The following is a 13,467-nucleotide window of genomic DNA, read 5'->3' as shown; positions in this document are numbered from 1 at the left end:
CGAGCGCCCATATTTTAATCACCTCAGTAGATTGATTTTCCGTATTTACTTATCTTTACATAGTTTGATTTCTTTGCGCCGACTTACTTAGATAATAGTTTGGCATAACAAGTACCGAAGATCTCTAAGTTTAACAGTACCCCAACCTTTTCTCCCTGTGCGTTAGTGATATACTGAACTGATTCAGACATGGCTTTACAGTCGAACTTGATAGTTTTATTGTAAGTACGTAGGCGTTAAAAATTATCGTTGTAGGAAGGCAAGAGGCAAGAGGCACTCATGCAAGAGTGAAGAGGTTTTGGGAGATTTTACTTTTCTTTACACAGTTTGGTTTTATTATGTTGACCTACTTAACTTATGATTGGATTCTAGATCCCCGACTTCTTTAAGAAGTCGGGGATCTCTACGCAGCTTCCCTCAATTGGGTGGGTACAGACACTTCTGGAAACGGTAGAGAAAGCTGTTCTGGTGATGGTATTGGCGCTTCTTGTAATACCGTGACTTCAATATTTACACTGACTAAATAACTACCTGTATCTGCACCTACGGCTTCAGAAATTATTTTAGCTATATCTGGACGTTTTGCGGTTAAAGGATCACGGATAATACAACGATCCCATTCATGCTTGGCTGTGGGGTTAAGATTGAGAATATAATGCTTCATCATAGGTGTAGCCCTTAAAATCTTTATTCCATAAGTCTTTCCAGGTTTGAAGACTATTTTTATAGTATAGTACAAATTTACTAAGATGGCAAGAGAATCATCAAAAATTGCCTTTAATAAGAAAAGCTACTTTACATAGAAATATACAAAAACGCAAAGACGTTCCATAAAACGCCTCTACGATTTTCTTGACGGAGATGAAAGAAGGTAATGTGACTAAAAGAACTTAATGAAAACTCAGTCCTGAGAACTCAATAACTGCACTTCATTAATCCAATTCGCTTGTTGGGGTACAGGAATATAAATTCCGGCTGCGTCTAAGGTGATTTTTAAACGACGACGATATTCTCGCGCTACATTCCATTGTTTAAGCGGTTGGGTTTTAATCCAGACACGAATCATCACACCGCGATCGCTAAAATGCTCAACACCCAAAACATTTGGCTTTTCCAGAATTTGATGTTTCCATTTGGGATCTTGACTCATCTCCAAACCCACATCTTCAATTAACTGCAAAGCCTCATCTACATCCGCTTGGTAAGAAACCGGAATACTTAAATCAGCCCGTGACCAACGACTAGAAAGATTAGCTACAATCTTCACCTCACTATTGGGGATAGTAATTAAGCGTCCTTCCGAATCTCGAACTTGAGTCATTCGCAGATTCAACTTTTCCACCAAACCGCCCACAGTACCCACAGTAATCATATCACCCAGGGCATATTGGTCTTCAAAAATAATCAGAAAGCCGTTAATTGCGTCTTTGATTAAGTTTTGGGAAGCGAGGGATATAGCCACACCGACTAAACCAGCACCAGCTAACAGCGGAACGATATCTATCCCCAAAGATATCAAAGCTAGTAAGCTACCTGCACCCACAAAAATAATCGTAGTGATACTTTTAGTTACGCCGGAAAATGTGGATATTCTCAACTGCAAACGTTCGGATGTTTCTGGAGTTAATAAAGCCCCACCACTCACTATGGTTGAGGTAAAATGATCTATTAAGGCATAGGTAAACCGCACAGCTACATAAGTTCCCACCGCGACAATAGTTAATTTAATGGGAATTTGGGCAATGGTGAGAATCCCAATTTGGAAGGCGCGTGTGTAGGGAAATAGTCCTAAAATAATTAAACTACCACTGCCCCAAATCCCTGCTTGTGCTATTTGAAAAAGTCTAGTTTTGACTTCTTGAAGATGCTGCTGTTGTTGTTGATTTAATAGTTTGGTAATTGGTGCAGTATCTTTGGAAATAGCCGGGATAGAATCGGCTGCATTCTTGCTTAAACGCTTTTGCCAACGCCTGACACCCCAACTGATGATGATCATTGCCAGTGTCCCCACAGCAGCAATTTCACCTTGCTGAATTAAAAACCGAGTTTGTCGTTCTTGTTTGGCTTGTTGCAGGTGTTGTTTTAAGTCATCACTAATTTGATTTGCTAATGTTAACGGGTTTGCCTGTCCAACATCTTCGTAGGTAATGGTCATCAGGTATTGGTCATTAACAAAAATCGTCGGTAATCCTTTAACTGTGCGATTCTGCACTTTAACTTCTGTTGCAGATGCCTGTAAATAATTATGGGTGATATCCTGTAAATTCTGTTGAATGTTTTGAAAACGTTCGGGAAATTTGGTTTTTGAGGCAGTGATGCTAAATAAAGGACGACCATCTAAATTAATCCAGCCAGATACCATCTTATCATCTACCTTATTGCTTGAACTACTGGGAGTGGGCAGAAAAGGTAAAGGAGAAAACTGGGCTGTGGCCTTGGTGACAGAACCGATGGTAATTACCATTGTCCCTGCTACCGCTAAAAATCGAAGTATCACTAAAACACCTCCTTGTGTCAATGAAGGAGTAGGAACGAAGGGAGAGAATAATTAATATCCTGTCGCCTATGTCCTAAGTCGTTGCTATATTCTTACCAGAGAATGATGAAAAAAGAAAAAGCCCGATCTAGTGTTAACACGGCTCATATCAGAGGTGAAGCTAGTTCACAGGACTTTTTGAATAGCTGATTACTAATTCTCAGAAAATATGGCTAGTAATGAGAAAACCTTGTTAAAGTACGTAAAGGTTTATAAACCTGTTTCATTTTTTTAGAGGATAATTTTCATGACTGCAACCACTCCCAGATTAAAGCACGAGGTTAAAGACCTCGGACTCGCTCCCTTGGGAAGACAACGCATTGAATGGGCTGGACGAGAAATGCCCGTATTGAAGCAAATCCGCGATCGCTTTGAGAAAGAAAAGCCCTTTGCTGGATTGCGTATTTCCGCTTGCGCCCACGTGACCACAGAAACAGCACATTTAGCGATCGCTCTGAAAGCCGGTGGTGCTGATGCTGTTTTAATTGCTAGTAACCCCTTATCAACTCAAGATGACGTAGCTGCAAGTCTTGTAGCTGATCATGAAATTTCCGTATTTGCTCAAAAAGGCGAAGATGCCGCAACCTATAGCCGTCACGTCCAAATAGCATTAGATCATCGCCCCAACATCATTGTTGATGACGGTAGCGACGTGGTAGCAGAATTAGTTCAACACCGTCAAAACCAAATCGCTGATTTGATTGGTAGCACCGAAGAAACCACTACAGGTATCGTGCGGTTACGCGCCATGTTTAACGAAGGCGTTCTCACCTTCCCCGCGATGAACGTCAACGACGCAGACACCAAGCACTTCTTTGATAATCGCTATGGTACTGGTCAATCTACCTTAGACGGGATTATCCGCGCTACAAACATTTTGTTAGCTGGTAAGACTGTTGTAGTTGTCGGTTATGGCTGGTGTGGTAAGGGTACAGCCCAGCGCGCCCGTGGCATGGGTGCAAACGTCATCGTTACCGAAATTGATCATATCAAGGCAATTGAAGCCGTTATGGATGGTTTCCGCGTGCTACCAATGGCGGAAGCAGCGCCTCACGGTGATATCTTCATTACTGTCACAGGTAACAAGCACGTCGTTCGCGGTGAACACTTCGATGTCATGAAAGACGGTGCGATCGTTTGTAACTCTGGTCACTTTGATTTGGAACTTGATTTGAAATACTTAGCCGCTAATGCTAAGGAAATCAAGGAAGTCCGTCCTTTCACTGAAGAGTATAAGTTAACAAGTGGTAAATCCGTTGTCGTACTCGGACAAGGACGTTTGATTAATTTGGCTGCGGCTGAAGGACACCCCAGCGCAGTTATGGATATGAGTTTTGCTAACCAAGCTTTGGCTGTTGAATACCTGGTGAAGAATAAGGGTAATTTAGCTGCTGGTTTGCATTCTATTCCTAGAGACGTGGATGAAGAAATTGCTCGTTTGAAGTTGCAAGCTATGGGCATTTTCATTGATAGTTTGACAGCAGCGCAAATTGACTATACCAATTCTTGGCAGTCTGGAACGTAAGTTATTAATTAGTTGATTTTTTGGGGATAGGCTTTTGGGCTTATCCCTTTTTTTTTCGTTTTGTGTTATGGATTTATTTAATGAACCACGAAGGAACGAAGAGCGCGAAGGAAGAAGGGAAGAAGAGAAGAGGTAATCTTGCGCTAGGAAGGGAGTATTCTTTTTTTGTGTTTATGATTGATTCAAATTACGTTGCTCAGATATTAAGCCCTTTAAAAACTGATATTTTTGATTCCGTTCTATTAATTCTGCACAACGATCATCCGAGCATCCTAACTCTTTTAATAAACAACTTTGTATCATAAAATCAAGGACTTGGTTAATCCTAAACAATTTATCCATTAATTTAGCATCGGATGGATTATTATAGTGCGTTAAGTAATTACGAATTTTTTTAACTGTTTTAAGAAAATCTTCAGCATTATTTATCAAAGGAGAAATTGTTCTATTTGTTAATTGAAACAATTCCCTTAATCGCTCTTCTAATGAGGGTTCATGGCTAAAATTCAATTCCTCATTCAACCACCTTTTATGCTCTAGAGGTGTATTTTCTAGTATGGATTCTAAACGTCTTTTATGTTCGTCTGTAGATGATTTATGTTGATCAATTATTCTCCTGTGGTATGATTCTAGTGCTTGAACTCGTGATAGAAAGGTATTTTCTAGGAATAGTTTATCATTGTATATCGTGCTAAAATATAGATTAATTATATCTTCAGCTACATCAAATAAATTAAACCACTTTTGTAAGATAAGGCTAAAATCCTGTTTGATATCATATAATTCAAATAAAAAGTTTTCCGTGTTCAAAATATCATTTTGGGTATTGAAAATTGATTGTTTAGATATAGCTTCTATTCTTTTAATATCCCCATCAATTTGTAAACAAAAGAATAGTGATGTTATATGATTTGCTTGACCGGAAGCCAGTGTAATAAAACTTTGCAATGGGATTATAAAGTCTTTAAAAATATTTTCTAAAGATTCTTTATTTTTAAGAATAATTTCCATAAATGCAGATTTATTTACACTTATTTCTTGATAATTATATTTTGTTTGTAGAAATTGCTTAATAAATATTTCACATTTAGTGATATTTGCTTTCATTTCATTTAACGTAAACAAAGACAAACTATACTCCATTAAATTATTATTTTCATTATTAGAATCATGAAGATTCCATTTAAAAGGAGACAAATATTTTAGGTAAGTGAAATCAATCTGAAATTTATCAAATTTAATTTCTTCTAAACTCTTAAAATGGTAGTCCAATAAAGCCATTCTAATATAATATTTATAAGTCTCAATACCTGGAAAAGAAATGCTACCATTTTTCTGATAGCAATTCATTAAAGTACATAATTTACCGTGAATAACTCCAAGAATTATTTCTTGATTGCTATTATCAATATCAATAGAATTATTTTGTATATTGAAACTACCAATAATTTCAAGTGATATGCCCGCTTCATAAGAAAATATAATACTTCCTGCCACTTTTTGATCAGGATTAGAAGGAATCCACCAAAGTCCTAAAGATTCAGACTCTTTCATATATCTTGATAAATTTTCTGAAGGATAACACTTATAATATGTTGTATCATATTCAGATGTCAATCATAACTTCAGTTATGTAGGTTGGGTTGATGAACGAAACCCAACATCTTTATAATGTTATTGCGTTGGGTTGCGCTTTGCTTAACCCAACCTACGAATTATTACTAAGTAAAGAATAATGATGGTAGGATAAAATTTGATGTGAAACAATGATAAAATAAGGTAATGTCAAAAAAGCGTAAATTACTATAAAAAGTCCTTTCTGGCTCTAGAAATATTCAATTTGATGATTTAGTGACATTAGTTGAAGCCTTTGGTTTTTCCCTATCACGTATCAACGGTAGTCATCACATTTTTACTCATCCAACTATCCCCGAACTTATTAACTGACAAAATCGCAATGGTAAAGCTATTCCTTATCAGGTTCGTCAATTTTTGATTTTGATTGAAGAATATGCACTCACTTTGGAGAATGAGCAATGAAGCAGTATCACATTAATATTTTCTACAGTCAAGAAGATGAAGGTTATATTGCTGATATTCCTGATTTAAAATATTGTTCAGGATTTGGTTTAACTGAAGAAGAAGCACTGCAAGAAGTTTTGAAAGCTAAAGCTGCTTGGTTAGAAGCTGCGGAAATAGAAGGTAAACCGATTCCCGAAGCAAGATATAAACCTGTAATTTATCAAATAGCTTCATAACTTCATAGTTTGTAAATTAACAACTTAACAAATTAGGTATAATCTAAGATAAAATATCACTTTAACTTCTTATGTCAGCAAAAGACTTTTTTCACAATGCAGTTAGGTTAGCTTTAGAAAAAGATAATTGGCTAATTACTCATGATCCTTTATCTTTTGAACTTACTGAAAAAGTTAAAGTGAGAATAGATTTAGGTGCAGAAAAGTTAATTACTGCGGAGAAAGATAATCAAAAAATAGCCGTAGAGGTAAAAAGTTTTATAGGACTTTCAGCCATTTCTGAATTTCATACAGCTATTGGTCAGTTTTTGAATTATAAGGTAGTATTAACACAGAAAGATCCTCACAGGATATTATATCTAGCTATATCTCAAGATATATATGAAGGATTTTTTCTAGATTCTTTTATTCAAACTGTTTTACAGACTTATGACATTAAGTTATTAGTGTTTGATGTGAAAAGAGAGGAAATCTTACTATGGAAAAGTTAGATTATCGAGAAATAGTTAAAAATTTCATCCAAAAATATGCACAAGAAGAATGTGTAGAAGATTCAGAAAATCTCGAACTTGTTTTTGATACAGAAAGGGATGTTTATTTATTGTTGGTTACCGGATGGAAAGATGAAAAGAGAATTTACTGGTTTCCCATTCATATTAGTATTAAAGATGGTAAAATTTGGATTGAAAGGGATTTTACCGAAGAAGGAATTCCTCATCAATTAGTAGAGTTAGGTGTTCCGAAAACAGATATTGTTTTAGGTTTTAGATCACCTTATGTCAGACAGTTTACAGGTTTTGCATCGGTTTAGATTTCTGAATCAAGATTTACAGGATTTTCAGCTATTGATACTTAATAAACTACCATGACACAAAAAACCTATCCTCTAACTTTCGAGCAAATTCTTAATCTTGTTTTACAACTTCCTGCACAAGAACAAGAAGAAGATTTACTTACTGTTTTTGATAGAATCGGTAAAAATACTCAATCTAAAGGACTTACAGAAGAAATTTTAGAAGAATTATTAGCTGATGAATCATAAATTAATTATCATTGATATTCCTACAGAATCATCTCATGTTAACCATAACCATTGATGAAATCCAAAAAAACCTCACTAGCTATCTTCACCAAGTAGCAGCAGGAGAAACTATTATTATCATTGAAGCAGGTAAAGCAATTGCAGAAATAAAACCAGTTCCCAATGTTATGGAAAAATTAGATTACCCTGAATTAGTACAACAAGTGTTAGGAACACATACAGACGGTCATTGCTCTGAAGGAACAGAAATCGAGGTAATCTTTGATATTCAAAGAAATCGCTATCTAGTAGTTCATATAGGTTGGGAAGGTGAAAATAGAACCTATGGTACAATGATTCATGTAGATATTAAAGATGGAAAAATTTGGATTCAGCGCGATTTTACAGAAGAAGGAATTCCTAATCAATTAGTAGAGTTAGGAGTACCGAAAACAGATATTGTTTTAGGTTTTAGAGTGCCTCATATTAGGCAGTTTACTGGTTTTGCAGAGGGTTAAATTTTTTGTATTCTTCCTTTGCGTCTTTGCGTGAGATAAAGTTTCAATCATCCATTGATTCTGTAAACAAAGATTCCAGATTTCGATAACCACTAACGACACGCACAATTTCAATCCCACCATTAATAACTCGATAAAGAATAACGTAACCATCTAAAGGAACACCCCGCAAATCAACCTTAATATTTTCGTAACTCCGCCCCATATTAGGGAAATTAGCTAAATATTTACACTTCTTTTCAAATTCATCAACAAAACGCTCTCCAGCATCAATATTTCTATTGGTAAAATAATCAATAATTTCTGATAAATCTCGACTAGCTTCTGGAGAGATAATATGTATTTTCATCCTTGTCTTTCTCTCGCTTGACGCAACTTATCCCGCAATTGTGAAATCACAACATCTCCATCAATACCTTCACCTCTATCTAATTGTTCAATAGCAACATCAACCTTTTCCCGTGTTTCTTCTACCCAATTCTGATAACCCTTATCCCACTCCAAAAGCAATTTCAAAGCCTTACTAATCACATCTTCAGGATTTGTATATCTACCCGTAGCAATTTGCGCTTGAATAATTTGCTCTAATTCCGGTTTAATTTGGATATTCATGATTTCACCTGATCATCATTAAAAGCTGCTGCTAACTCAGGACTAATAATAGCTATAGAACTTTCTTTCCATTCATAAATAATAGCATCAATCAAATCCCAAGCCTCATTAGAAGTATCAGTTAAGCGAAAAGCCTCACTCACTTCTTTAATAAACTCTTGCAATTCATCCGCATCAAAAACCCGCAACCATCCATAAGGATGCTCATAACCTATTTTTTGTCCTAACAATAACCGAAACGCAACCGATAACGCCTCAAAAACAGCCTTACTTTGTGTTACCCCCTTCACTAAATAAGCCACATCTTCACGACGCAACAGCGCAAAAGATTGGTCATTTCTAGTAATAGTAATTGGGTGTTCATAAGCCTTATCTAGAACCTTTCCAGGTTGACGATTTAACTCAGTAGCTGTCACTAACTCATCTGAGTAAGCATTGCTAAAAATTGCCATTGACATGATACCCGCGTTTTCAAGAAACGCTGACTTAATCTGAAGATGATATTACGTACTATTATACGTAAACCTTATCATTTGTCAATAGGTAACATTACAAAAACCTTTGTTCTTGCAATTCTTCCTTTGCGTCTTTGCTCCTTTGCGACTTTGCGCGAAATAAAAAATTATCCCAAAGTCAAAATACTCTCTGGAAAATCCACCACCAACCGCAAAAACTTCAACCACTCAGAACCAAGCAAAACTTCATTAATTCCTTTACCCACATTCACAGGAATTTGATACTGCTTTCCGTCTAATATCACTTGACCTAAATAAATCTGAAATTTTGATTCACCTTTAGCAGTCCGTAACATTTCCTCCCCACTATACAACCATTCTAAACCATCTAAATCTTGTGTATTAATAGCCATAAAACCTGCAAAACCACTATCGAATAGGGCATCTACAGCAAGATTCAAGCCATCATTAGTAACTAATTCAATCTCAAAAAATAATTGCCCATTTTCTCCAAAGTAACCCTCTATCATATTGTGCCAGTTGTCCCCGTTTCATTCAAACAAAAAACGAAGTGTCTAGCTTGAGGATATTTTTCCAACATTCTTTTATGAGATTGCATCCTATCCTGATCAAGAAAGTATTCTCCACTATTTGGTTCTATGGCAATATACCAACCATAATGACTTTCGATATATTCAGAACGGACACGATTAAAAATTGCCCGACAACGTTGATAAAATATTTCATCTTCCGCTTCTCGTCTAGCTAATTCTTCTGGTGCTATAATCAATTCAGGAAAAATTCTTCCTCTTCTTACCACTTTTTTTGATGTAATGTGAGTCATATTTTTAACTTGAACTCTATTTAGTATTGTAACTTGAATTATGCTTGTATGTACAGACTGATTACCGTTATTCAACTAACAACTAACAACGAATCGCAACCAATATCTTCATCCCAAAGTTCCGGGTTAGTCGTAATAAAATCACTCATCATTTGTTCACATTCATCTAAATTTAAATCCACTACTTCCACACCATGAGATACCATAAACTCCTTCGCACCCGAAAAAGTCTTTGATTCTCCAGCAATAACTTTTTTAATGCCAAATTGCACCACAGCACCAGCACACAAATAACAAGGCATTAATGTAGAGTAAAGCATTGTACCTCTGTAGTTACCAATTCTCCCTGCATTGCGGAGGCAATCAATTTCCGCATGAGTCACAGGATCACCGTCTTGCACGCGCTTATTGTGTCCGCGTCCGACAATTTTACCATCCTTAACCAGCACAGAACCAATGGGAATTCCCCCTTCTTGTCTACCTTGTTGAGCTTCCAAAATTGCCGCATTCATAAATTCGTCCATTTGTCAATGCTCCTGATCTAAAAAGATAAGTATTATTGATGCTTCCCTGTGGAAAAACTGTGGAAAACCCATCCTCAATTTTTACAAAATAATGATACTCCATGAAACTAATAAATAATAAATTAAAGTTTTCCACAGCTTTTCGGCAAAAAATTGGATTTTTACCGCAATTTTAAGTAAAAATTAATCATTTATTATATTTTTCTTAAAATTCGGACTGAATAAGAGAGATTTGAATTTGATAAATTAGTTTCTTGGTTGTGGAAAACATCCAGAAAATTAATTCTATTTTGGGGAACGAGTCGCCATTTGAATGCGATCGCTCAATTGGTGTAAAGTTTGAACTAAACTCTGATCACTTTCTTGTAACTGGGTAATCTTTTCACAACTATACATCACCGTCGTATGATCTTTACCACCAAACTCCTCCCCTATTTTGGGTAAACTCAAATTTGTAAGTTGTCGCATTAAATACATTCCGATTTGTCTAGCCCAACTAATTTCCCGACGACGGGAATTACTTTTTAAGTCCTCAATAGAAACATTTAAAGCATCAGCGACTATATTTAAGATTATCTCTGGAGTTGTGGCTATTTTCTGGCTAGGAGTTCCTAGAATGGGAGCAAGATTTTCCACAGTCATAGGTAAACCCCAAATAGAAATATAAGCCAAAGCCCGAATTAATGCCCCTTCCAACTCACGGATATTAGAAGTACAATTAGAAGCAATATATTCAACTACCTCCCGTGGTAAACGAATATTTTCATATTCAGCTTTTTTCTGCAAAATCGCCATTCTGGTTTCTAAATCAGGCGTTTGAATATCCGCAATTAGCCCCATAGAAAACCGGGAACACAACCGTTCTTGTAAACTGGGAATTTGATTAGGAGGACGATCTGAAGCAATTACAACTTGCTTACCTGCCTCATGTAAAGTATTAAAAGTATGAAAAAATTCCTCTTGAGTATATTCCTTCCCCTCCAAAAATTGAATATCATCAACTAACAACATATCAGCAGCCCGATAATGTTCGCGGAAAGTTTGCATACTATCTTGACGAATAGCAGTAATTAAATCATTTGTAAACTGCTCCGTAGACACATAAAATATCTTAGAATTAGGACAGATTTCCCAGCGATAATTACCAATAGCTTGCATTAAGTGAGTTTTCCCCAAACCCACACCACCACATAAAAATAATGGATTGAATTCCCTCCCCGGATATTCGGCTACAGCTAAAGAAGCAGCATGAGCCATGCGATTGTTAGCGCCGACAACAAACCGCGAAAAAACATATTTAGAATTTAAATCTGAAGTCTTTTGCGTATTTATCGGAGCATTTGCCAAAATATGATTTATTGCTGGTAATTCCCCCCCCAGTTCCTGTTTACCCAAATGAGAAACTTCCTCATCTTCAACTACAGTAATATAAATTTCGATGGGATAACCCACAATATCTTGGACTACATTAGCAATAGTATGAATGTAATATTTTTGCAGCCAATTGCGAGCAAAAGGATTAGGAGCATATATTACCAAACAGTTGTTTTCTAGCTGCTGTGCTTTAGCTGTCTTAATCCAAGTTTCAAAGGTAGGAGGAGCTAACTCTAACTGTAAACGCTCTAATACATGATTCCACAAACCATTTAGGGGAATTTCCATTAACGCCACCTTTATCCGTAATTCCTAATTCCTAATTTGTAATCACATACAATAAGATCCCCAACTTCTGATTTCAATTCATAATTTATTTACAAGCCAAAAAAAGAAGTCGGGAATCTGAACTACTCTAAAGATACATAAATCAAATAGGAGGCTATATAATTATCCTGATAAACACCAGGTAGTCAGTATCCTAGCACTACTAACGAATACGGAGCAATAATCACATGATGAAGATCAATAATTATAACCTAGCAGCTAAAAATATTAATACCAGATTTTTACGCCAAAACTTGGGCAATAAAGGGAAAAAATGGATTGCAGTCTGTGGTGTAGCAGTTTTCATGCTGGGAGGTTGTACCAGTCTCAAGAAAACCACCTCAGAAATAGAACCTAGTCATGCTCAATCACAAAAAACTACTGCACCCACCACAGAAATTGCTCCTCCCGCGATTTTTTCCGCTTCTGGAGATCCTAACTTTGTTGTCAAAGTCGTACAAAAAGTAGGAGGTGCAGTTGTTCGCATTGATTCAACGAGAACCGTTACCACTCAAGCACCAGACGAATTTTCTGATCCCTTTTTTCGCGGCTTTTTTGGTAATAGAATCCCTTCTCAACAAAGAGAAAGAGTAGAAAGAGGTAGCGGTTCGGGATTTATCATTAATTCATCTGGGCAAATTTTAACTAATTCCCACGTTGTCGACGGTGCTGATTTAGTTACAGTTACTCTCAAAGATGGCCGGACTTTTAAAGGTAAGGTATTAGGTGAAGATGCGGTAACGGATGTTGCTGTAATTCAAATTGAAGCTAATAACTTACCCACCCTAGCTTTAGGTAAGTCGGATACTTTGCAACCAGGAGAAGCCGTTATCGCTATTGGTAATCCCTTGGGTTTAAATAATACTGTCACCTCTGGAATTATCAGCGCCACAGATCGTTCTAGTAGTGATATCGGTGCAAGTGATAAGCGTGTTGATTATCTGCAAACAGATGCAGCAATTAATCCTGGGAACTCCGGTGGACCCTTACTAAATTACCGTGGTGAAGTCATTGGGATGAATACAGCAATTATTCAAGGCGCTCAAGGTTTAGGATTTGCTATTCCTATTAATACTGCCCAAAAAATTGCTGAGGAAATAATTGCTAAAGGTAGAGTTGATCATCCCTATTTAGGCATACAAATGGTCACACTCACACCTGAAGTTAAGGAAAAAATCATTGCCAGATTTGGCGATAAAATAAATTTATCTGCAAATGAAGGAATCCTCTTAATCAGGATTGTTGCTAATTCACCCGCAGCGGTTTCTGGATTGCGTCCAGGAGATGTTATAAAGAGTATTAATAATCAACCAGTTTTGAAAGTTGATGAGGTGCAAAGAATAGTAGAAAATAGTAAAATCGGTATTCCTCTCCAAGTGCAAGTAGATCGTAATGGTAAAGTTTCTCAATTTTTAGTTAAACCTGCACCTTTACCAGTTAACAAGCAATAAAATTCCTTAGAAACTGTCAGAA

Annotated in this window: 18 protein-coding genes; 8 read left to right on the top strand and 10 right to left on the bottom strand. The window is 36.5% G+C overall.

Annotated features, from left to right (window positions below):
- Positions 1-403: 403 nt before the first annotated feature.
- Positions 404-667, bottom strand: a complete 264-nt coding sequence (locus tag AN490_RS09205; protein WP_213711751.1) for a hypothetical protein — start codon at positions 665-667, stop codon at positions 404-406.
- Positions 668-901: 234 nt separating this feature from the next.
- Complete coding sequence (locus tag AN490_RS09200; RefSeq protein WP_300002116.1) at positions 902-2,497, bottom strand: mechanosensitive ion channel family protein; 1,596 nt, start codon at positions 2,495-2,497, stop codon at positions 902-904.
- Between the two features lie 286 nt (positions 2,498-2,783).
- Here AN490_RS09200 and ahcY point away from each other — a divergent pair, with 286 nt between their 5' ends.
- Complete coding sequence (gene ahcY / locus AN490_RS09195) at positions 2,784-4,061, top strand: adenosylhomocysteinase (protein WP_300002111.1); 1,278 nt, start codon at positions 2,784-2,786, stop codon at positions 4,059-4,061.
- A gap of 171 nt (positions 4,062-4,232) precedes the next feature.
- On the opposite strand, the gene AN490_RS09190 is transcribed toward ahcY, so the two are convergent.
- Positions 4,233-5,615 (bottom strand): HEPN domain-containing protein, encoded by a 1,383-nt coding sequence (locus AN490_RS09190; protein WP_300002108.1) that lies wholly within the window; start codon positions 5,613-5,615, stop codon positions 4,233-4,235.
- A 297-nt stretch (positions 5,616-5,912) separates the two neighbouring features.
- On the opposite strand from AN490_RS09190, the gene AN490_RS09185 reads away from it, so the two are divergent.
- The 6 genes from AN490_RS09185 to AN490_RS09160 all read left to right on the top strand — a co-directional run bounded on the left by AN490_RS09185 (position 5,913) and on the right by AN490_RS09160 (position 7,858).
- Positions 5,913-6,008: a type II toxin-antitoxin system HicA family toxin gene (locus tag AN490_RS09185; protein ID WP_300002105.1), complete on the top strand. Its 96-nt coding sequence runs from the start codon at positions 5,913-5,915 to the stop codon at positions 6,006-6,008.
- An 89-nt stretch (positions 6,009-6,097) separates the two neighbouring features.
- Positions 6,098-6,319: a type II toxin-antitoxin system HicB family antitoxin gene (locus tag AN490_RS09180; protein WP_168503637.1), complete on the top strand. Its 222-nt coding sequence runs from the start codon at positions 6,098-6,100 to the stop codon at positions 6,317-6,319.
- A gap of 71 nt (positions 6,320-6,390) precedes the next feature.
- A complete protein-coding gene (locus AN490_RS09175; RefSeq protein ID WP_168465853.1) occupies positions 6,391-6,810 on the top strand; it encodes a XisH family protein in 420 nt (139 codons plus the stop codon).
- On the top strand, positions 6,798-7,130 hold the full coding sequence (locus tag AN490_RS09170) for a XisI protein (protein ID WP_168633117.1): 333 nt from the start codon (positions 6,798-6,800) through the stop codon (positions 7,128-7,130). The genes AN490_RS09175 and AN490_RS09170 overlap by 13 nt, the downstream gene beginning before the upstream one ends.
- A 54-nt stretch (positions 7,131-7,184) precedes the next feature.
- On the top strand, positions 7,185-7,361 hold the full coding sequence (locus AN490_RS09165; RefSeq protein ID WP_300002092.1) for a hypothetical protein: 177 nt from the start codon (positions 7,185-7,187) through the stop codon (positions 7,359-7,361).
- Positions 7,362-7,396: 35 nt separating this feature from the next.
- Complete coding sequence (locus tag AN490_RS09160; RefSeq protein WP_366925029.1) at positions 7,397-7,858, top strand: element excision factor XisI family protein; 462 nt, start codon at positions 7,397-7,399, stop codon at positions 7,856-7,858.
- A gap of 43 nt (positions 7,859-7,901) precedes the next feature.
- Here the strand turns inward: AN490_RS09160 and AN490_RS09155 are convergent, their stop codons facing one another.
- The 7 genes from AN490_RS09155 to dnaA form a co-directional block, all read right to left on the bottom strand.
- Positions 7,902-8,207 (bottom strand): type II toxin-antitoxin system RelE/ParE family toxin, encoded by a 306-nt coding sequence (locus tag AN490_RS09155; protein WP_271820542.1) that lies wholly within the window; start codon positions 8,205-8,207, stop codon positions 7,902-7,904.
- Complete coding sequence (locus AN490_RS09150; protein ID WP_300002086.1) at positions 8,204-8,470, bottom strand: type II toxin-antitoxin system ParD family antitoxin; 267 nt, start codon at positions 8,468-8,470, stop codon at positions 8,204-8,206. The genes AN490_RS09155 and AN490_RS09150 overlap by 4 nt, the downstream gene beginning before the upstream one ends.
- Entirely contained in the window at positions 8,467-8,922 is a 456-nt protein-coding gene (locus AN490_RS09145; RefSeq protein WP_210422349.1) for a hypothetical protein, read from the bottom strand. Before AN490_RS09145 ends, AN490_RS09150 begins: the two co-directional genes overlap by 4 nt.
- A 170-nt stretch (positions 8,923-9,092) precedes the next feature.
- Positions 9,093-9,455: an aspartyl protease gene (locus AN490_RS09140; protein ID WP_148759641.1), complete on the bottom strand. Its 363-nt coding sequence runs from the start codon at positions 9,453-9,455 to the stop codon at positions 9,093-9,095.
- Positions 9,452-9,769, bottom strand: a complete 318-nt coding sequence (locus AN490_RS09135; RefSeq protein WP_300002076.1) for a hypothetical protein — start codon at positions 9,767-9,769, stop codon at positions 9,452-9,454. Before AN490_RS09135 ends, AN490_RS09140 begins: the two co-directional genes overlap by 4 nt.
- A 71-nt stretch (positions 9,770-9,840) precedes the next feature.
- Positions 9,841-10,293, bottom strand: coding sequence for a nucleoside deaminase (locus AN490_RS09130; RefSeq protein WP_300002073.1), 453 nt, complete (start codon positions 10,291-10,293; stop codon positions 9,841-9,843).
- A 285-nt stretch (positions 10,294-10,578) separates the two neighbouring features.
- Positions 10,579-11,955 (bottom strand): chromosomal replication initiator protein DnaA, encoded by a 1,377-nt coding sequence (dnaA, locus tag AN490_RS09125; RefSeq protein WP_300002070.1) that lies wholly within the window; start codon positions 11,953-11,955, stop codon positions 10,579-10,581.
- 230 nt (positions 11,956-12,185) lie between these two features.
- Here dnaA and AN490_RS09120 point away from each other — a divergent pair, with 230 nt between their 5' ends.
- Positions 12,186-13,445 (top strand): HhoA/HhoB/HtrA family serine endopeptidase, encoded by a 1,260-nt coding sequence (locus tag AN490_RS09120; protein ID WP_300002131.1) that lies wholly within the window; start codon positions 12,186-12,188, stop codon positions 13,443-13,445.
- Positions 13,446-13,467 lie beyond the last annotated feature (22 nt).

The sequence above is a fragment of the Anabaena sp. AL09 genome, assembly GCF_001672255.1.
Lineage (GTDB): Bacteria > Cyanobacteriota > Cyanobacteriia > Cyanobacteriales > Nostocaceae > Dolichospermum > Dolichospermum lemmermannii.
The sequence above is the reverse complement of the archived record's forward strand: the minus strand, read 5'-3'. Positions and strand labels throughout refer to the sequence as shown.

Excerpts from the sequence above, each read along its gene's own strand:
- AN490_RS09205 (WP_213711751.1), bottom strand. The coding sequence starts at position 667 with ATGATGAAGCATTATATTCTCAATCTTAACCCCACAGCCAAGCATGAA.
- ahcY (WP_300002111.1), top strand. The coding sequence starts at position 2,784 with ATGACTGCAACCACTCCCAGATTAAAGCACGAGGTTAAAGACCTCGGA.
- AN490_RS09190 (WP_300002108.1), bottom strand. The coding sequence starts at position 5,615 with ATGAAAGAGTCTGAATCTTTAGGACTTTGGTGGATTCCTTCTAATCCT.
- AN490_RS09180 (WP_168503637.1), top strand. The coding sequence starts at position 6,098 with ATGAAGCAGTATCACATTAATATTTTCTACAGTCAAGAAGATGAAGGT.
- AN490_RS09175 (WP_168465853.1), top strand. The coding sequence starts at position 6,391 with ATGTCAGCAAAAGACTTTTTTCACAATGCAGTTAGGTTAGCTTTAGAA.
- AN490_RS09170 (WP_168633117.1), top strand. The coding sequence starts at position 6,798 with ATGGAAAAGTTAGATTATCGAGAAATAGTTAAAAATTTCATCCAAAAA.
- AN490_RS09165 (WP_300002092.1), top strand. The coding sequence starts at position 7,185 with ATGACACAAAAAACCTATCCTCTAACTTTCGAGCAAATTCTTAATCTT.
- AN490_RS09160 (WP_366925029.1), top strand. The coding sequence starts at position 7,397 with ATGTTAACCATAACCATTGATGAAATCCAAAAAAACCTCACTAGCTAT.
- AN490_RS09155 (WP_271820542.1), bottom strand. The coding sequence starts at position 8,207 with ATGAAAATACATATTATCTCTCCAGAAGCTAGTCGAGATTTATCAGAA.
- AN490_RS09150 (WP_300002086.1), bottom strand. The coding sequence starts at position 8,470 with ATGAATATCCAAATTAAACCGGAATTAGAGCAAATTATTCAAGCGCAA.
- AN490_RS09145 (WP_210422349.1), bottom strand. The coding sequence starts at position 8,922 with ATGGCAATTTTTAGCAATGCTTACTCAGATGAGTTAGTGACAGCTACT.
- AN490_RS09140 (WP_148759641.1), bottom strand. The coding sequence starts at position 9,455 with ATGATAGAGGGTTACTTTGGAGAAAATGGGCAATTATTTTTTGAGATT.
- AN490_RS09135 (WP_300002076.1), bottom strand. The coding sequence starts at position 9,769 with ATGACTCACATTACATCAAAAAAAGTGGTAAGAAGAGGAAGAATTTTT.
- AN490_RS09130 (WP_300002073.1), bottom strand. The coding sequence starts at position 10,293 with ATGGACGAATTTATGAATGCGGCAATTTTGGAAGCTCAACAAGGTAGA.
- dnaA (WP_300002070.1), bottom strand. The coding sequence starts at position 11,955 with ATGGAAATTCCCCTAAATGGTTTGTGGAATCATGTATTAGAGCGTTTA.
- AN490_RS09120 (WP_300002131.1), top strand. The coding sequence starts at position 12,186 with ATGAAGATCAATAATTATAACCTAGCAGCTAAAAATATTAATACCAGA.